This is a genomic window from Lysobacter sp. A286, from assembly GCF_054052105.1.
The window spans coordinates 1863767-1881988 of record NZ_JBSVRJ010000001.1; the positions used below are offsets into that span (position 1 = coordinate 1863767).

Below are 18222 nucleotides of genomic sequence, written 5' to 3' on the forward strand. Positions count from 1 at the left end.
TGCATTCCGAGTGTGATCAGAACTTGTACTTGAAGCTCAGCATCGCCGACCAGCGCGAGATACCCGGGTTGGAGCGGCCTGCACCGTCCTGGATGTTCTCGTTGTCGGTGGAACCGCTGAAGTTGTAGATGTACTTGCCGGTGTCCGGATCGATACCGGCGTAATTGGCTACACGGCGGGTCGCAAAGAAGCCGTAGTCCTCGACCACGCCCCAATCCTTGTTGAGCAGGTTGCCGAAATTCATGATGTCCAGCGCGATCTCGGCCTTGTGGCCCTTGAAGAACGCCGGAATCTCCTGGCTGATGCGGACGTCGAAGGTGTTGACCCAGCTGGCCCGGAACTCGTTGGCCGGAGCCACCTGGCCACGGTAACGCTGCAGCTCGGGGGCGCTGCTCGCCATCCAGTCGAAGAACTCCTGCTCCATCTCGGCGCCACCGGTCCACATCACGTCACCCGGACCCGACGGCACGTAGAACAGGTCGTTGGTCTCTGCACTGTCGCCGTTGACGTCGTTGTAGAAGATGTAGCTGTACGGACGACCCGCACGGCCTTCATAGAACATGCCGACGCTGGTGGTGTTGTCGCCGAACAGGTCCTTCTGCCAGGTGACCGCACCGGTGAAGCGGTCGCGGATCGCGTAACGCGAGTTGTAGCCAACCGGCTCGTTGGTGTTGAACACCAGTGAGTTGTTCCAGTTCGAGGAGTTCTGCGAGCTGGTGGCCGGGCTGAACTCGGTGGCGTCGGTGTGGGTATAGCCCACGCTCCAGCCCCAGTTCTCGACCATCGGCTTGGACAGCGAGAGCGTCAGCTGACGCGCCGAGCCCTTGTTGGTGTTGCGGATCACGATGGCCTGATTGACACCCGGGTCCTTGTTGGCGCGGTCACCGGCGCCATTGAGTCCCGCATCGATACCGAACCGGCCGGCATTGGCCGGGTCCAGGCCCGCCGCGTTCCAGTAGATCATCCGGCCGTCCTGGCCCTGGTAGGTGGCGCCGCCCACGTCGATGCGGTCAAACCACAGCGCGTCCTTGTTCTTGGTCACCAGCAACTCGGCCGAGCCGACCAGGCCGTACCACGGCAGTTCGTGGTCGATCGCCAGGTTCGCCTTCCAGATCGACGGCAGGGCCAGGCCCGGCGCCATGATGTCGGCGGTGATCAGCGGGGTGCCAACATCGCCACCGGCGACTGTCGGCGGAAGGCTCGCGTCGAACCCCGGGGTGGCGTCGCCACGGAAATCATAGGAGTCGAAGTTCAGGCCGGTGTTCTGGAACGGGCCGGCCAGCCAGACGTTGGGGTTGCCACCTTGGAACAGGCCGACGCCGCCACGCAACTGGGTCGGACGATCGGTATCGAAGGTGTAGTTGAAGCCGAAGCGCGGCTGCACCAGCTTCTTGTCCAGGGTGACGGAGTTGTCGTAGCCGTAGATCTCCTGGATCCTCGGGTTGTAGATCGGGCTGTTGCCGAACTCCGGCATGTCCAAGCGCACGCCGAACATCAGGCTCAGGTTGTAATTGACCGCCCAGTCGTCCTGGATGAACACACCGGTGTTCTTGAAGTTGTACGCCGCCGGGATGTCCGCGTAGCTGCCACCCGGACGCGGGGCGCGCACCTGGTAGCGCGAGGGATTGTTGTTCTCGAAGTCCTCGATGCTGTCGAAGGTGTAGACGCCGTTGATGTCGCGGCCGTAGTAATTGAGGACGTCGTTGTCCTCATAGTCGAAACCGAACTTGATGGCATGGTCGCCCACATACCAGGTACCCGCGCCGAACAGGGTGGTCTGCTCGGTGTCGACCACGTTGGCGTGGCGGTTGCGCTCGGTACCCAGGTTGATGGTGTTTTCACCGTCATCGATGATGATGCCGGGCAAGTTGGCGTAGTTGGACGCGATCGACGAGTAGTCGCGACGCGAGACCTTGAACTCGGTGGTGAAGTTGTCGCTCCAGTTGCTGAAGAGCTCACCGACCACGCTCTCGAAGACCTTGTTCTGGTCATACCAATGGCTGCGCAGCGAGATGCCGCCGCTGTCAAAACCCGGGATCTGCGGCACCGACTGCTCGAGCTTGCTGTAACGCAGCGCGGCGCGGTGATCGTCGTTGATGTTCCAGTCCAGCTTGAGCGCGTATTCCTCGATATCGGTCTCGGCGCTGGCCGGCGGGGTCATGCCACCGGCGTCAAAGCCGTAGCCCTGGGCTGCAGCCTGCACGCGGGCGATGTCGGCATCGGTGATCTCGCCACGGCCGTACGGGGTACCCACCAGGCTGACGCCCGGGGCGGTACGGGTGAACTGCTCGTAGTTGGCGAAGAAGAACAACTTGTCCTTGATCAGCGGGCCACCCAGGGTGAAGCCGTAGGTCTCTTCCTTGTCGAAGCCCTGGAACTCCTCGCCCGCCAGGTCTTCGCGGACCCAGTCACCGTCACGCATGGCGAAGTAGGCGGAACCGTGGAACTCGTTGGTGCCGGACTTGGTGACCGCGTTGACGATCGCGCCGGTGCCGCCGGCGATGGTGGTGTCGTAGTTGGCCAGGTCGATGTTGATCTCTTCGATCGCATCCATCGAGACCGGCTGCCGCATGGTCGGCATGTTGTTGGCTTCCAGGCCGAACGGATCGCTGCTGTTGACGCCGTCGATCCGGATCACGTTGAAACGCGAGTTCTGGCCGCCAGCCGAGATCGCGCCGTCACCCTTGTCGGTCTGCGCAATGCGCGGATCCAGGCGAATGTAGTCCTGGATGTTGCGACTGGCTGACGGCAACGAATCGATCTGCTCCTGGGTAACGTTGGTGCCGGTGCCCATCTTGGTGGCACTGAATATCTCCGAGCCAACTCCGGTGGCAACCGCCTGCACCGTCGTCAGCGTGGTGACATCGTTGTCGAGTTGCACATTAACGGTGCCCACCTGGTTCAGGGCCAGGTACACGTCGTCCTCTGAAGAGGACCCCGCACCCGCCTTGTTGATGGTGACGGTGTACGGCCCACCCACGCGCAGGCCTCGCGCGGTATAGCGCCCGCTGGCGTCGGTGGTGACGCGACTGACCGTGCCCGATTCGTCATGCACGATGGTGACCTCCGCGCCGGCAACCGGCTGGCCGTCGGCACCAGACACCTGACCACCAAGACCGGCGGAAGTGCTCTGTGCGAATGCGGGAGCAGAAGCAAGGACTACGAGCAGTCCCAGGGTGAGCTTGGACAACCGGATGCGGCTGGGGTGGTTCATGACGAAGGGCCTCGAGGCGGTGGGTAACTGGACGTGACCATCGGTGGGGCGACGGCAGGGCTTTCTTGGGTGTTGACGCAAAAAAACTGGTGGTTGCCAGTTAACGTCATATTAACATGGCGACATACTAGAGCGGATGTTTTACAGAATTATGACCGTCTCCCCCACGGTCGCTGGATCATATACCCGCCCTGCGGAGCCCCGGCAAGGCGTTGGTCAGGACGCGACCGCCAGGTATCCGACCAGCCCATCAAGGAACATCTGTACCGAGATCGCGACCAGCAACATGCCCATCAAGCGCTCCACTGCGCTGAGCACGCGCGAGCCGAGCCACTTGTACAGATAGGTCGCCGAGAACAGGATCGCCGCGGTCAAGCCCCAGGCGATCAGCAGCGCCAGGCTCCACTCACCCAGGCGGTCGGGCTCGTTGCTGCCCATCAGCAGTACCGCGGCCATGCCGGACGGGCCGGCGATCAGTGGGATCGCCAGCGGCACGATGAAGGGCTCACCGTCAGGCAACGCGCCCATCAGCCCCTCCGGCGGCGGGAAGATCATCCGGATGCCGATCAGGAACAAGACGATACCGCCGGCGATCGCGACCGAGTCCTGGCGCAGGTGCATCACTTCCAGCGCGTACTTGCCGCCCCACAGGAACAGCATCAGGACGACCAGGGCGATCAACAGCTCGCGCGCCAGCACGAAGCGTTGCCGCTCCGGTGGCAGCGTGCGCAACAGGCTCAGGAAGATCGGGATATTGCCCAACGGATCCAGGATCAGGAACAGCAGCAGCGCGGCGGAGGCGATGGTCATGCGGCGACGCTCACGGCTTGGGTGCCCAGACCTGGCCGCGATGGATCGCGCCGGCGCTCGACAGCAGGGTCACGCAGGATTGCGCATAGGCCTGGGGATCATCGGCCAGGTGCAGGGTTTCCTCGACATAGGCCTTGGCCCGCAGCGGCGTACGCATCGGCCCGGGTTGCAACCCGCTGACGCGTACCGGCGAGTTGGCCAGTTCCGCGTGCAACATGCCGACCAGGCTGGCAAGGCCATGCTGGGCGATTCCATAACCGCCCCAGAACGCCTTGCCGACCCGGGCCAGGTCGTCGATGGCGAACACCAGCGCCGCATCTTCGGATTTTTCCAGCAATGGCAGGCACGCCTGGCTGAGCCACCAAGGTGCAGTCAGGTTGACGTGGATCTCGCGCGCGAACGCGGCCGGATCGGTATGCAGCAACGGAGTCAATCCGGAAAAGTCGGCGGCACAATGCAACACGCCGTCGAGGCGTCCAAGCTCGGCGTCGATGCGCGTGGCCATCTCGGCGTAATCATCCGGCGATGCGCCTACAAGGTCCAACGGATACAGCAATGCAGCGGCGCCGTCGGCAACGACCGCATCATGGACCCGGTTCAACCCGGGCAGCTTGCGGCCCAGCAACACCACAGTCGCGCCCGCGCGCGCGCAAGCCTTGGCCGCAACACTGCCCAAACCACCATGGGCACCGGTGACCAGGACCACGCGGTCGCGCAAGTCCGGCGTGGCGGCAGCAGCCGTGCCCGGATCAGAAGTGCCTGCCCCCGAGTTCACTGGGCCTGGGTCTCGCTGATCATCCGCGCCAGCTCCCCCGACTCCTGCAGCTCGACAGTGATGTCGCAGCCGCCGATCAGCTCACCATGGATAAACAGCTGCGGGAAGGTCGGCCAGTTGGAATAACGCGGCAGGTTGGCGCGGACCTCCGGGTCCTCCAGCACGTTGAAGGTATGCAGCCGGGTAGCGCCGGCGGCGTGCAACGCCTGCACCGCGCGACTGGAGAAGCCGCACATCGGGAACTCCGCCGTGCCCTTCATGAACAACACGACCGGGTGGCTCTCGACCTGGGCCTGGATCCGCTCGATCACCGACATTGGCGCGCTCCTGGGTTGGCTTGCCGTGACCATTGACGGCCACGCAACATGGGGTGGGGATAGAATGGAGATTGTAATCTTTTGCTGTTCCCCAGAGTTACCTTCATCAGGAGCCCGCCAATGGCCATCGAACTGCCTCCCCTGCCCTACGACAAGAACGCGCTTGAGCCGCACATCTCGGCGGAGACGCTGGACTACCACTACGGCAAGCATCACAAGGCGTACGTCGACAACCTCAACAAGATGATCGAGGGCACCGAATTCGCCGACATGCCGCTGGAGGACATCATCCGCAAGTCCCAGGGCGGCATGTTCAACAACGCCGCGCAGGTCTGGAACCACACCTTCTACTGGAACTGCCTGTCACCCAACGGCGGCGGCGAGCCTACCGGCAAGGTGCTGGACGCCATCAATAAGGCATTTGGTGATTTCGCCAAGTTCAAGCAGCAGTTCAGCGACACCGCGATCAAGACTTTCGGTTCCGGCTGGGGCTGGCTGGTGCAGCGCGCCGATGGTTCGCTGGCACTGGTCAGCACCACCAACGCCAACACCCCGCTGACCGGCAGCGACACCGCGTTGCTGACCTGCGACGTGTGGGAGCACGCCTACTACATCGACTACCGCAATGCGCGGCCGAAGTACGTGGAGTCGTTCTGGAACCTGGTCAACTGGGAGTTCGTTGCTTCGAACATGAAGTAAGCGGACGGTTGATGCACGACATGAGCGGCCGGGGCGACCCGGCCGTTTTTTTATTTTTGCAGATCGCCCTGCAACCTGGCGATTACCGGGGAGACTTGCGCCTCGCGCCCCAGCGCTGCGCCGACCCTCTCCAATGCGGTGACCAGCTCGTCGGTGGAGTCGGCCCGCAAGGTGGCATGGCCGACCTTGCGCCCTTCCCGCGCAGCCTTGCCGTAGTCGTGCCAATGACCTGACGGCTCGGCCAGTATCGGGTTGGCCTCGGGCATCGCGCCGATCCAGTTGAGCATGCAGGCGTGACCGAGCATCCGCGTGGAACCCAGCGGTCGGCCGAGCACTGCACGCAGGTGGTTCTCGAACTGGCTCGTCTCCGCACCCTCAATGGTCCAGTGCCCGGAGTTGTGCACCCGCGGCGCGAGCTCGTTCGCCAGCAGTTCACCGTCGCGGCAGAACAGCTCCAGCGCCAGCACCCCGACATAGTCCAGCGCATCGGCCAGCTTGCGTGCATAGGCAAACGCACGCTCGGCCAGTCCATCGTCGACGCTCGCCGGTGCCAGACTGGCCGACAACACGCCGTCGACGTGCCAGTTCTCGGTCAGCGGCCAGGTGCGGAACTCGCCATCACGTCCGCGCACGGCGACAACGCTCAACTCACGCTGGAAGTGAACAAAGCCTTCCAGGATCAGGCCCACCTTCGCCGCTTGCGCGCCCAGTGCCGCCCAGGCGTCGTCGGCGTCGCCTGCGGTGCGGATCCGGAACTGCCCCTTGCCGTCATAGCCCAGACGCCGGGTTTTCAGGATGCACGGCAGCCCGACGCTGGCGATCGCCTGGTCGAGCTGTTCGCGGGTATCGACCACGGCGAAGTCGGGCACCGGGATGCCGAGCTCGCGGAACAGGGTCTTTTCGGCCAGCCGGTCCTGGGCGGTACCCAGCGCGCGCGGGTTGGGGAATACCGGGACCCGATCGACCAGCCATTTGGCCGACTCGGCCGGCACGTTCTCGAAATCAAACGTGGCCACGTCGATGCGGGACGCAAACTCGCCCAATGCCTCCTGGTCCACGTAATCGCCCACCACCATCGGCGCGAACTGGCCGGCGCAGGCATCGGCAGCGGTGTCCATGACCAGGAAACGCAACCCCAGCGGAGCACCCGCCAAGGCCATCATCCGGGCCAGCTGGCCACCACCGAGAATGCCGACCGTGCTCATCGACGCGGGTCGTCGTTGCGGGCGACGTCGTTGGTTTGCCGTTCCCGGAACTGGGCCAATGCCTCGCCGACCGCCGGATACTCGACCGCCAGCATGGCCGCCGCGAACAGCGCCGCGTTGGCCGCGCCCGCATCACCAATGGCGAAAGTGGCCACCGGGACACCGGCGGGCATCTGCACGATCGACAGCAGCGAGTCCATGCCGTTGAGCGCCTTGCTCTGCACCGGCACGCCCAGCACCGGCACCGTGGTCTTGGACGCCAGCATGCCCGGCAGGTGCGCCGCGCCGCCGGCACCGGCGATGATGGCGCGCAGGCCTCGACCAGCCGCACTGGCGGCATAGTCGAACAGCGCATCGGGCGTGCGGTGCGCGGAAACCACTCGCACCTCGTGGGCAACACCCAGCGCTTCCAGTCGTGCGACGGCGTGCTGCATCGTCTCCCAGTCGGAGCGCGAACCCATCACGATGCCGACCAGCGGCCTCGGTGCGGTGTCTGTCATGGTTGGACCCTGCGGCAAAACGGTATTCTACCGGGCATGCACGCAAGCGCCATGCGTGTGCACATCCCGAATGAACTGGAGACTCCCACCCCATGGACCGCAAGTTGCTCGATCTGCTCGTCTGCCCGATCACCCGCCAGCCATTAGCCATGCTCGAGGGACGTGGGTTGCAAGTACTGAATGACGCGATCGCCGGCACCACCGTATCCCGGGACGACGGCGGCCCCCAGGTCGAGCCGCTGCGTGAGGCCCTGGTGACCGCTGACCGCAAACGCGTCTACCGGGTCGACGACGGCATTCCCGTGTTGCTGGGCGACGAGGCGATCATGACCGCGCAGGTCGATGGATTTCCGTCGGCATGACGCCCGACTTCCACCCGCCCCAGCGTGCGGTTGACGCCGACGTCGCCAGTGCGTTGGCCGAAGACCTTGGCAGCGGCGACGTCACTGCCGCGCTACTACCCGATACCGCCGACACCGCCTACCTGCTGTGCAAGCAGGATGCCGTGGTGTGCGGGCGGCCGTGGTTCGATACCTGCCACCGCGCGCTGGACCCGCAGGTCCGGATCGACTGGAAGGTAAACGAAGGCGACCACGTGACCGCCGGCACCGTATTGGCTCTGCTGAGCGGGCGGGCGCGCGCGCTGGTCAGCGCCGAGCGCACGTCACTGAATTTCATGCAGACCCTGTCGGCGACCGCCACCACCACCGCGAGCTACGTCGCGGCGGTAAGCGGCACCCGGGCAAAGATCCTCGACACCCGCAAGACCATCCCCGGTTTGCGCCAGGCGCAGAAGTACGCCGTGCGTGTCGGCGGCGGGAGCAACCACCGCATGGGCCTGTTTGACGTGGTGATGCTGAAGGAGAACCATGTGCGCGCGTCCGGATCGCTGACCGCAGCGGTCAATGCGGCGCGCTCAGCACAACCGTCGTTGCCGCTGATCGTCGAAGTCGAGACCCTGGCCGAACTGCGCGAGGCGCTGGAGGTCGGCTGCGACCGCATCCTGATCGACAACTTCGATGCTCCCACCCGGCGCGAGGCGGTCCGGATCAACGCGGCGCACGCGCGCCGGGTGCCGTTGGAAGTCTCCGGCGGTGTCGACCTGCCCGGACTTCGCGCCATTGCCGAGGACGGCGTCGATTGCATCTCCATCGGTGGGCTGACCAAGCATGTGCAGGCGATCGACCTGTCGCTCAAGCTCGGCTCGCCGCCCGCGACGGGCTGACCATGCCGACCCTGCTGATCATCATGCTGGTCGCCGGCGCTGGCTTCGCGTTCTGGAGCGCAGGACGTGGAGCGGCCGAGCGCGCCGAAGAGGTGGGGCGCGACGCCTGCAATGCAGCGGGGGTCCAATGGCTGGACCAGAGCGTGCATGCCATTGGTCTACGACTGTGCCGTGGCCATGATGGTTGGCTGGGATGGGAACGTACGTTCCGCTTCGACTATTCCCGCGATGGCGAGGACCGACACGTCGGCCGGCTGGTATTGCGCGGCAACCGTCTGGTGTCGTTTATCGGACCGGTCAGCCCGCCTACTTGACCACCCTCAGGTGTCCGCCACGGCGCGGCCCGGGACCGTCCGAACCATCGTCGGGACCATCATCACGATCGCCGTTGGCAGGCGATGCTGCGGCCGGGTCGCTGGGCACCGCACTCAGGGACGGGCGAGCGGACTCGGCAGCGCCATCATCGGTGCCGGGCCGGGCAGCACTGGCCGAGTCGATACCGGCACCATCCGCAGCGCCCGCCTCCACACCGACGTCATCGGGCAGGGCCATACCGTGCCCGGTCTCACGTGCGTAGATCGCCAGCACCGCACCCACCGGCACCGAAATTGACTGGCTGACACCGCCAAAACGGGCGCTGAAACGAATGGATTCGTTGCTCATTTCCAGCGCGGACACGGCGCGGTCGGCGATATTGAGCACGATCCGGCCGTCGCTTACTGCGCTGGCCGGCACCCGGACACCCGGCGCTTTGGCATCGACCAGCAAGTGCGGCGTCATGCCGTTGTCGGCGATCCATTCGTACAGTGCCCGCAGCAAGTAGGGGCGATGACTGGTCATCGGGAGGCTTTGTTCACTCATGTGGGCAGTTTAAGCCAACCGGCCCGGCCAGGGCACCCGGATCGATGCCCATTTCCGGAGCGATTTCCCGGATCAGCCCGGCAACTCGTTCAGCCGCCGCTCTTGCTCGGTCAGGCTGCGTGCAAAGCCCGGGTTACGGAAAATCCGGCTACCGTAATCCTCGATGGACTTGCCGTCCCTCGGCAACGCCACGCCCAGTGAGGGCAGCCGCCAGATGATCGGTGCCATCGCGCAATCGGCCAGGCTCATCTCGGCATTGAGGAAAAACTTGAACGCCTTGAACAAGGGCACCGACGCGACCAGAAGCTCTTTCAGCCGCTTGCGGCCGGCATCGGCCTGGGTCTTGGTGCCCAACTGGATCGCTTGCACCTGTGGCACCCAGTCGATTTCCAGGCGCAAGGTGGCCAGGCGCAATCGGGCCCGTGACAGCGGGTCCACGGGCATCAACGGCGGGTGCGGATAACGCTCATCGAGGTACTCGCTGACCACGCTTGCCGCGTAGAGCACCAGGTCGCGCTCCACCAGCGTCGGCACGGAATGGTAGGGATTGAGATCGATCAGGTCTTCCGGTGGGTCCTGGGGGTCGACCGGAATCAAATCGTACGTGACACCCTTGGCTGCCAGCACCAGCCTTACCCGGTGGCACAACACGCAATCGTTCGCGGAAAACAGGGTAAGGGCATTACGCATACGTGGGCTCGCCGCCATTGTCGACCTCTCCAGCATCCGGAATCCGCCGGATACAAGACGCTGCCCACCCAGCGCGGGCAGTCGTCACGGCCTCGAGCAACGCACCCCCACAGCCGGCCACCAATCGCCGGCTGCTCATGGACAGGTGCGTCTGACTAGTCCACGTCCCGCCAGTACTCTTTGTTCAAGAGCCAGGCGAACAGCGTGAACACCGCCAGGAACAAGATGACCCACACACCCAGGCTCTGGCGCTTGAGGGCAGCAGGTTCACCCGCGTACTCGAGGAATGCAGTGATATCACGTACCGACCGATCAAACGCCGCCGGGTCCAGTGTCCCGGCCTGGGTGATGGTGAGTCCATTGACCACCTTGTCACCAGTGACCGGGTCGGGATCGCCGTACTCGGCGTGCTGCAGTCCTTGCAGCTTCCACAACGGGTTGGGCATCGATACGTCCGGGAACAACTTGTTGTTCCAGCCCAGCGCTGCGGATTCGTCCAGGTAAAACGACTTCAGATAGGTATACACCCAATCGCTGCCGCGGGAGCGGGAGATCAGGCTCAGGTCCGGCGGCATCTTGCCGAACCATGCGGTCGCCCCGGCCTCGGGCATCGCCACTTCGATATGGTCACCAAACTTGGCGTCGGTAAAGACCAGGTTGGACATCACCTGCTCTTCGGTCAGACCCAGGTCGGAGGCCAACCGCGAGTACCGCAGGTACTTCAGCGAATGGCAAGCCGAGCAATAGTTCATGTACAGCTGGGCACCGCGCTGCAGAGAGCCTTCGTCGTTGAGATTGGTCCCAGCCTGCAACAGGCCGCCGCCGCTGGCCGCAAACGCTGCGGCCGAGACCAGCATGCCTGCGACAAAAACAGTAATTCGGCCAAACATGGACTTATTCATGCATCGTTACCCGTTCCGGTACCGGCTTGGTCTTGTCGAGCTTGCTCCATAGCGGCATCGTGATGAAGAAAGCGAAGTAGAGGAAGGTCAGCACGCGGCCGATATGAGTCTCGACCGGGTCGGTTCCCGGACCCGAGCCGATCTTGCCCAGCCAGACGAAGCAGACCACCAGCATCGCCAGCATCGCCTTGGTGATCCAGCCCTTGTAACGGATCGACCTGACCTTGCTGCGATCCAGCCAGGGCACCGCGAACAGGATCGCAATCGCACCAAACATCACCATCACGCCGCCCAGCTTGTCGGGGATCACCCGCAACATCGCGTAGAACGGGGTGTAGTACCAGACCGGCTTGATGTGCTCCGGCGTGACCAGGCGGTTGGCTTCCACGAAGTTGTCATGCTCCAGGAACCAGCCACCAAACGCGGGCGCAAAGAAGATGATGAACGCGGCAATCATCAGGAACACGCCGATCCCGACCAGGTCGTGCACGGTGTAGTACGGGTGGAACGGGATGCCGTCGGCCGGCTTGTTCGCGTCCCAGCGGTTGCCCTTCGGACCCTTCTTGATCTCGACGCCGTCGGGGTTGTTGGAACCCACCTCGTGCAGTGCACCGATGTGCAGCACCACCAGCAACAGCAACACCAGCGGCAACGCAATCACGTGCAGCGCGAAAAACCGGCCCAGCGTCGCGTCGGAAGGCAGGTAGTCGCCCATGATCCATTCGGTCAGGCCCGAACCAATCACCGGGATCGCGCCGAACAGCGAGATGATCACCTTCGCGCCCCAGAACGACATCTGGCCCCACGGCAATACGTAGCCCATGAAGGCTTCGGCCATCAGCACCAGGTAGATCAGCATGCCCAGGATCCACACCAGCTCGCGCGGCTTCTGGTAGCTGCCGTACATCAGCCCGCGGAACATGTGTATGTACACCACGACGAAGAACAGCGATGCGCCGGTGGAGTGCATGTAGCGGATCAGCCAGCCCCACTCCACGTCACGCATGATGTACTCGACCGAAGCGAACGCCTCCGCCGAGCTGGGCTTGTAGTGCATGGTCAGGAAGATGCCGGTGAAGATCTGGTTGACCAGCACCACCATCGCCAACACGCCGAAGTAGTACCAGACGTTGAAGTTCTTCGGGGCGTAATACTCGGTCATGTGCTTGCGGTAGACCGGCATCATGCCCGGCGCGCGCTCGTTGACCCAATCCATCACGCCATTGGCGCTACGGGTGAAGATGTTCGCCATGACTCAGGCTGCTCCCTGGTTGGAAGACGGGGGATCGAGGCCGACCACGATGGTGGCGTCGTCCTTGTAGTAATGCGGCGGCACAACCAGGTTGGTTGGCGCCGGCACCCCCTCGTACACGCGTCCGGCCATGTCGAATTTCGACTTGTGGCAGGGGCAGAAGTAGCCGCCTTTCCAGTTCGGGTCGAACGGCTCGGGCCGGATCTCGGCCTTCATCTCCGGCGAGCAGCCCAGGTGGGTGCAGATGCCGACCAGAACCGAGACCGCCGGCTTGATCGAGCGCAATTCCGGATGCTCGGCAATCACATACGCCGGCTGCTGTTCCGGATTCTCCGACATCGGGTCGCGCAGGTGGTCGTCCAGGGTGGGCAACGCCTGCAGGATCGCCTCGGAACGACGCACGACCCAGATCGGCTGGCCACGCCACTCGCGCATCAAGCGCTGACCCACTTCGAGCGCGCTGATGTCGACAGTGATCGGCGCACCGGCCTGCTTGGCACGCTCGCTCGGGTTCCACGACTTGATGAACGGCACCGCCAGGAAACCGGCGCCCACCGCACCCACCACGCTGGTGGTCGCCGTCAGGAACCGGCGGCGCCCCAGGTCAGCGGGCTTGCTGACCGGGTTACTGACGGATCCACTGGCAGGATCGTGATGAGGATCATTGATCCCTGGATTGGCCATCCGGCACTCCGTAAAGCTGGTAATCGAAGTTCCGCCACACAACCGACCCGATTGGTTGCGGTTGGCGGCTCATAAAGGCAGGAAGTGTAACGGAAGGATGAACAGCTCGACAATCGCCGCGGCGTTTTGACACGCCCTATTGTGCTGCCCGGTACCGGTCGGCGAGCACCCCGACGCGTTTTACGTAGCGCTGGGTCTCGCTGTACGGCGGCACCCCCTTGTACTTGTCCACCGCGCCTTCACCGGCGTTGTATCCCGCCGCCGCCAGGGTCAGGTTGCCATCGAAGCGCTTCAGCAGCCACGCCAGGTACTCCACCCCGCCAAGGATGTTCTGGCCCGCATCGAAGGCGTTGCCCACTTTGAAACGGCGTGCGGTCGCGGGCATCAGCTGCATCAAGCCCTGGGCGCCGACCCGCGACAGCGCGTTGGGGTTGAACGAGGACTCGGCATGGATGATCGCGCGGACGATTGCCTCATCGACCCCATGTTTGCGCGCCGCCGCAGCGATCTCCGCGCGGTAGGCATCGGTATTGAGCCGGACATTGCTGAAGTTGACTCCCGAAGCGGTGCCACACGCGAAACAGGTTTCCAGGAAGCTGTACTTGATCGTGCGCACCGGCCCCGCGCGTGCCACCCCCTGGGGACGCGCGCTGGTGTAGTGACGCACGCCATCCTTGATGTAGGAATACACCTGCCCCTGGACTCGCCGGGCGCCTTTCGACCCCGGCGTGACCGAGCTGACCGGCGCGGCGTTGGTCATCAGGCCGCCCTCGGCGCCGGTGGATGCGCCCGTGCTGATGGTGGCTGGCGGGCCTTCGGCGGAATGGACCGCCGTGGTGCTGCCGACCGTCGCCGGCGCGCTGGGTGTTTCCGGGGCACTGACCGACGAAACGCCAGCCCCGGAGGTCGCGCCGCCGGTATAGCGGCTTATCGGGCTGCACTTGGCGCCCGAAATGCGCTTGCTGACGTAACTGCGGACCCCGTCATCACTGTCGCAGCGATACACGGTACCGGCGACCACGGGCGTGGCAGCCAGCAGGCAGGCGATCCCCAACAGTGCGATACCCCCCCTCATGTCGCGAGTCTCTCCTTTCACGCTTGCGTTGCCAAGCACCTCACCCCAGAAACGGGACCAACGCCCCGATGCGGCCGCTTCAGCGGCTAGACTATCCGGTTCCAGTCACCCTCCGGCGCGGATTAACCGCCGCCCCTCCCGGAACCCGCCATGACCGATACCCCTGCCCGCGGCAAGCTTTTCATCCAGACCCACGGCTGCCAGATGAATGAATACGACTCGGCCAAGATGGCCGACGTCCTGGCGGCCAGCGACGGACTGGAACTGACCACCGACATTGAAGAAGCCGACGTGATCCTGGTCAATACCTGCTCGATCCGTGAGCGGGCGCAGGACAAGGTGTTCAGCCAACTGGGCCGCTGGAAGGCCCTCAAGGACGGCGACCGGCCGGTGCTGATCGGTGTCGGCGGCTGCGTGGCCAGTCAGGAAGGCTCGGCAATCATCAAGCGGGCGCCCTATGTGGATCTCGTGTTCGGCCCGCAAACGCTGCATCGGCTGCCGGAACTGATCCGCGAGCGTCGCCAGACCGGGCAGCCGCAGGTCGACATCAGCTTCCCCGAGATCGAGAAGTTCGACCGCCTGCCGACGCCACGCGCCGATGGGCCCAGCGCCTTCGTGTCGATCATGGAAGGCTGCAGCAAGTACTGCAGTTTCTGCGTGGTGCCCTACACCCGTGGCGAGGAGGTGAGCCGGCCGTTCGAGGATGTGCTGGTCGAGGTCGCCCAACTGGCCGCGCAAGGCGTGCGCGAGGTCAACCTGCTGGGACAGAACGTGAACGCCTACCGCGGCCCTTATGGTGTGGAAGCCGATTCGAACGCGGAGCCATTGGTCGCTGATCTCGGCCTGTTGATCCGTACCATTGCCCGGATCGACGGCATCGACCGGATCCGCTTCACCACCTCGCACCCGCTGGAGTTCTCCGACTCGCTGGTGGAGGCGTACCGCGACGTGCCGGAACTGGCCAACTACCTGCACCTGCCCGTGCAGGCGGGCAGCGACCGGGTACTGGCGGCAATGAAGCGCGGCTACACCACGCTGGAGTTCAAGCAGAAGATCCGCAAGCTGCGGGCGGTACGACCGGACATCTCGATCTCCTCGGACTTCATCGTCGGCTTCCCCGGCGAGACCGAGGCGGACTTCGAGAAAACCATCAAGCTGATCGAGGATGTCGGCTTCGACCAGTCCTACTCGTTCATCTATTCACGCCGTCCGGGCACCCCGGCCGCCGACCTGGAAGACCACACCAGCGATGCCGACAAGCGCGCCCGGCTGGCGCGGCTGCAGGCGCTGGTCAATGCCAACGCAAAGACCATCAGCGAGGCAATGGTGGGCAGCATCCAGCGGGTACTGGTCGAAGGGCCTTCACGGCGGGATGCGAACGAATTGACCGGCAAGACCGAAAACATGCGCTCGGTGAACTTTGCCGGTCATCGGCGGCTGGTCGGGCAGTTCGTGGATGTCGTGATTACCGATGCGATGAGCAATTCGTTGCGCGGGCGCGTTGCTGTAACCAGCAGGGACAGCGGGGCAACCATCCTTCACCGGCCATCCATGTAACGTCGATTACACTAGCCGGACGCTATCAAGGCGCCCATCCCTTCATCCACGTGAGGACATCCCATGTTGCGCACACTCATCATCGCCGTTGCCCTGTCCCTGGCCGCTCCGGCCGCATTTGCCGCCACCTGCTCGGTGGATCTGGAAGGCAACGATGCCATGCAGTTCAACAAGAAGGAGATCGACGTCAGCAAGAGCTGCAAGACGTTCACGATCAACCTGAAGCACACCGGTCAGCTGGCCAAGAACGTGATGGGCCACAACGTCGTCATCGCCAAGACCGCCGACATGAAGGGGATCGACGCAGACGGCATTAAAGCCGGCCTGGACGCCGATTACATCAAGGCTGGCGATACCCGCGTGATCGCCCATTCGAAGGTGATCGGTGGTGGCGAGAGCACCTCGATCAGCTTCGATCCCGCCAAGCTGAGTGCCGATCCGAACTCGTTCTTCTGCAGCTTCCCCGGCCACTCGGCAATGATGAAGGGCACGCTCAACCTGGTGCCGTGATTCCAGCCCCGTGTTCCCTCGACGGCCGCCTTTGTCCAAAGGCGGCCGTTTTGTTGCCACGTATCATTCGTCCATGACCATTCCAGCCAAACCCCATGCCAGGGGCATCCGCAAATCGCCGGCACTGCCCAAGCTGAAAGCCCGTCCGGCAGCCAAACTGCGCAAGCGTGGCGAGGAGCGGGTCGACCGTTTCCTGGAAGCGGCGACCCAGGTCTTTCTCGAAAAAGGCTATCGCCATGCACGCCTGAGCGAGATCGTCAGCCGTGCCGGTGGTTCGCTGGCCACCTTGTATCGCGTGTTCGGTGACAAGGAGGGCCTGGCGCACGCGATCATCGAGCGACAGGCGGAAAGATTCACCCTCGTGTTCCACGACCTCTGCCTGTCGGCACTGCCGCCTGAAGAAGGCCTGCACCTGCTGGCCCGGCGCTTCGTGGAAACCATGGTGTCGATGGAGTCCCAGGTACTGCACCGCACCATCATCGGCGAGGGGCACGCTTTCCCCGAATTGCGCGACTGGTACTTCGAACACGCCATCGGCGCCACCAATCACATCCTGGCCGAGTACCTGTTGCAACAGGAGACTGCGGGCCGGCTGGTGCTGCCCCAAGGGCCCGAACTGGCCGCGATCCATCTGGCTATGCTGATGGTCGGCGACCTGGTGTTGCGCATGTCCAGCGGTCATCTGGTGACACCTGACCCGGAGACAGCCATGCAGGCCGCCGAGGCTGGCGTGGATGCTTTCCTGCAGGGTGCCCTGCCGCGCTGAGGCCGAGCCAGAAAACCCGGACCAGTTTCCGCTTGACTCAGGCTGAATGTCACCTTTATGGTCGGCATGTAATTCCGATTACGCCAGCCAGCAAAGAAGGTGAGGTTCAATGCGTATTCTCCTGGGTCTGGGTCTGGCGACAGCCGCCGCTGCCGTACTTGTCGTCGCCGGTTGGCAGGCACCCGTGGCCGCGCAAAGCACCGCTCCGACGGACAACCCATACAACCTACCCAGCACGCACTTCGGCAGCGAAGGTCCGGTCGCCGGCCACGGCTTCGATGTGCCGCCCGGTTTCGCGCATGCGCGTGTGGCGAAAAACCCGCTGGCGGCCGACGCCACGCCGATCGGCGAGCAGACCTGCAATTCCTGCCATGCCCGCGAAGAACAGAACTTCGCCCATACCAGCCATGCCCTGGGAATGAAGGTCGCGCTGGCAGCCAACCCCGAAACGCCGACCTGCGAGGCCTGCCATGGCCCCGGCTCCAAACACATGGAGAACCCCGCGGCCAAGGGCGCGATCATCGCCTTCACCAAGGACGGCGGCACGCCGGTCCCCACCCAGACCGAGACCTGCATGGGCTGCCACTCCGGCGGTCCGCGCGACCAGTGGGTAGGCTCGGTCCACCAGCGCAATGACCTGTCGTGCAGCGATTGCCACAATCCGATGGCGCGCCTGTCCGCGGAAGGGCTGATGGCCAAGCCGTCGATCAACGAGACCTGTGCGACCTGCCACAAGGACATCCGCCAGCAGTTCAACCGTCGCTCGCACATGCCGCTGCCGGAAGGGCAGATGGCCTGCGTGGATTGCCACAACCCGCACGGCGGCTTCAACACTGCCTTGCTCAAGACCGACACCGTCAACGAGACCTGCTACCAGTGCCACGCGGAGAAGCGCGGGCCCTTCCTGTTCGAGCACGCGCCGGTACGCGACAACTGCCTGAACTGCCACATGCCGCACGGCTCCAACCAGCACGCCCTGCTGGTGGCACCGATTCCGATGCTGTGCCAGCAGTGCCACTCGCACGTCCGCCATCCCAATGACCTGCTGACCAGCCAGTCGCTGGGCATCGGGGCCGCGCCGGACGAGCGGCTGATGGGCCGTGGCTGCATCAGTTGCCATTCGCAGATCCACGGTTCCAACAACCCCTCCGGACCACGACTTCACAAGTAAAGGGAGTGC

Annotated in this window: 20 protein-coding genes; 8 read left to right on the plus strand and 12 right to left on the minus strand. The window is 64.1% G+C overall.

Going from position 1 to position 18222, the window contains the following annotated elements:
* Window positions 1–16: 16 nt before the first annotated feature.
* The 4 genes from ACW7G0_RS08575 to grxD all read right to left on the minus strand — a co-directional run bounded on the left by ACW7G0_RS08575 (window position 17) and on the right by grxD (window position 5116).
* Window positions 17–3214, minus strand: coding sequence for a TonB-dependent receptor (locus tag ACW7G0_RS08575; RefSeq protein WP_456989101.1), 3198 nt, complete (start codon window positions 3212–3214; stop codon window positions 17–19).
* Window positions 3215–3430: 216 nt separating this feature from the next.
* A complete protein-coding gene (locus tag ACW7G0_RS08580; protein WP_456961027.1) occupies window positions 3431–4024 on the minus strand; it encodes a MarC family protein in 594 nt (197 codons plus the stop codon).
* A gap of 10 nt (window positions 4025–4034) precedes the next feature.
* Window positions 4035–4799 (minus strand): SDR family NAD(P)-dependent oxidoreductase, encoded by a 765-nt coding sequence (locus ACW7G0_RS08585; RefSeq protein WP_456989103.1) that lies wholly within the window; start codon window positions 4797–4799, stop codon window positions 4035–4037.
* Entirely contained in the window at window positions 4796–5116 is a 321-nt protein-coding gene (gene grxD, locus ACW7G0_RS08590) for a Grx4 family monothiol glutaredoxin (protein WP_456961026.1), read from the minus strand. The genes ACW7G0_RS08585 and grxD overlap by 4 nt, the downstream gene beginning before the upstream one ends.
* A gap of 120 nt (window positions 5117–5236) precedes the next feature.
* Here grxD and sodB point away from each other — a divergent pair, with 120 nt between their 5' ends.
* Complete coding sequence (gene sodB / locus ACW7G0_RS08595; protein ID WP_456989105.1) at window positions 5237–5815, plus strand: superoxide dismutase [Fe]; 579 nt, start codon at window positions 5237–5239, stop codon at window positions 5813–5815.
* Between the two features lie 50 nt (window positions 5816–5865).
* Here sodB and ACW7G0_RS08600 read toward each other — a convergent pair whose 3' ends face one another.
* Together ACW7G0_RS08600 and purE are read right to left on the minus strand one after the other, a co-directional pair.
* Window positions 5866–7020 (minus strand): 5-(carboxyamino)imidazole ribonucleotide synthase, encoded by a 1155-nt coding sequence (locus tag ACW7G0_RS08600; protein ID WP_456989107.1) that lies wholly within the window; start codon window positions 7018–7020, stop codon window positions 5866–5868.
* Complete coding sequence (gene purE, locus ACW7G0_RS08605; protein ID WP_456961023.1) at window positions 7017–7520, minus strand: 5-(carboxyamino)imidazole ribonucleotide mutase; 504 nt, start codon at window positions 7518–7520, stop codon at window positions 7017–7019. Before purE ends, ACW7G0_RS08600 begins: the two co-directional genes overlap by 4 nt.
* A 92-nt stretch (window positions 7521–7612) precedes the next feature.
* Here purE and ACW7G0_RS08610 point away from each other — a divergent pair, with 92 nt between their 5' ends.
* The 3 genes from ACW7G0_RS08610 to ACW7G0_RS08620 are packed head-to-tail and all read left to right on the plus strand — an operon-like array spanning window position 7613 to window position 9059.
* Window positions 7613–7882 carry a Trm112 family protein gene (locus ACW7G0_RS08610; protein WP_456989109.1) on the plus strand — a complete coding sequence of 90 codons (270 nt, stop codon included), beginning with the start codon at window positions 7613–7615 and terminating at the stop codon, window positions 7880–7882.
* A complete protein-coding gene (gene nadC, locus ACW7G0_RS08615) occupies window positions 7879–8745 on the plus strand; it encodes a carboxylating nicotinate-nucleotide diphosphorylase (protein ID WP_456989111.1) in 867 nt (288 codons plus the stop codon). The genes ACW7G0_RS08610 and nadC overlap by 4 nt, the downstream gene beginning before the upstream one ends.
* 2 nt (window positions 8746–8747) lie before the next feature.
* Window positions 8748–9059, plus strand: coding sequence for a DUF3301 domain-containing protein (locus ACW7G0_RS08620; RefSeq protein ID WP_456961020.1), 312 nt, complete (start codon window positions 8748–8750; stop codon window positions 9057–9059).
* On the opposite strand, the gene ACW7G0_RS08625 is transcribed toward ACW7G0_RS08620, so the two are convergent.
* The 6 genes from ACW7G0_RS08625 to ACW7G0_RS08650 all read right to left on the minus strand — a co-directional run bounded on the left by ACW7G0_RS08625 (window position 9052) and on the right by ACW7G0_RS08650 (window position 14209).
* Window positions 9052–9606, minus strand: a complete 555-nt coding sequence (locus tag ACW7G0_RS08625) for a ClpXP protease specificity-enhancing factor (RefSeq protein ID WP_456989113.1) — start codon at window positions 9604–9606, stop codon at window positions 9052–9054. The genes ACW7G0_RS08620 and ACW7G0_RS08625 overlap by 8 nt on opposite strands.
* A 72-nt stretch (window positions 9607–9678) precedes the next feature.
* Window positions 9679–10314: a glutathione S-transferase N-terminal domain-containing protein gene (locus ACW7G0_RS08630; RefSeq protein WP_456961018.1), complete on the minus strand. Its 636-nt coding sequence runs from the start codon at window positions 10312–10314 to the stop codon at window positions 9679–9681.
* Window positions 10315–10451: 137 nt separating this feature from the next.
* Entirely contained in the window at window positions 10452–11198 is a 747-nt protein-coding gene (locus tag ACW7G0_RS08635; protein ID WP_456989115.1) for a cytochrome c1, read from the minus strand.
* The gene (locus ACW7G0_RS08640; protein ID WP_456989117.1) at window positions 11191–12450 is read right to left on the minus strand and encodes a cytochrome b; all 1260 of its coding nucleotides are present in this window, start codon (window positions 12448–12450) and stop codon (window positions 11191–11193) included. The genes ACW7G0_RS08635 and ACW7G0_RS08640 overlap by 8 nt, the downstream gene beginning before the upstream one ends.
* 3 nt (window positions 12451–12453) lie before the next feature.
* A complete protein-coding gene (petA, locus tag ACW7G0_RS08645; protein ID WP_456961015.1) occupies window positions 12454–13134 on the minus strand; it encodes a ubiquinol-cytochrome c reductase iron-sulfur subunit in 681 nt (226 codons plus the stop codon).
* A gap of 136 nt (window positions 13135–13270) precedes the next feature.
* Complete coding sequence (locus ACW7G0_RS08650) at window positions 13271–14209, minus strand: lytic transglycosylase domain-containing protein (RefSeq protein ID WP_456989119.1); 939 nt, start codon at window positions 14207–14209, stop codon at window positions 13271–13273.
* Between the two features lie 150 nt (window positions 14210–14359).
* Here ACW7G0_RS08650 and miaB point away from each other — a divergent pair, with 150 nt between their 5' ends.
* The 4 genes from miaB to ACW7G0_RS08670 all read left to right on the plus strand — a co-directional run bounded on the left by miaB (window position 14360) and on the right by ACW7G0_RS08670 (window position 18213).
* On the plus strand, window positions 14360–15766 hold the full coding sequence (gene miaB, locus ACW7G0_RS08655) for a tRNA (N6-isopentenyl adenosine(37)-C2)-methylthiotransferase MiaB (protein ID WP_456989121.1): 1407 nt from the start codon (window positions 14360–14362) through the stop codon (window positions 15764–15766).
* 63 nt (window positions 15767–15829) lie between these two features.
* Window positions 15830–16276, plus strand: coding sequence for an azurin (gene azu / locus ACW7G0_RS08660; RefSeq protein WP_456961012.1), 447 nt, complete (start codon window positions 15830–15832; stop codon window positions 16274–16276).
* Window positions 16277–16349: 73 nt separating this feature from the next.
* Window positions 16350–17042, plus strand: coding sequence for a TetR/AcrR family transcriptional regulator (locus ACW7G0_RS08665; protein WP_456989123.1), 693 nt, complete (start codon window positions 16350–16352; stop codon window positions 17040–17042).
* Between the two features lie 109 nt (window positions 17043–17151).
* Window positions 17152–18213, plus strand: coding sequence for a DmsE family decaheme c-type cytochrome (locus ACW7G0_RS08670; RefSeq protein WP_456989125.1), 1062 nt, complete (start codon window positions 17152–17154; stop codon window positions 18211–18213).
* Window positions 18214–18222 lie beyond the last annotated feature (9 nt).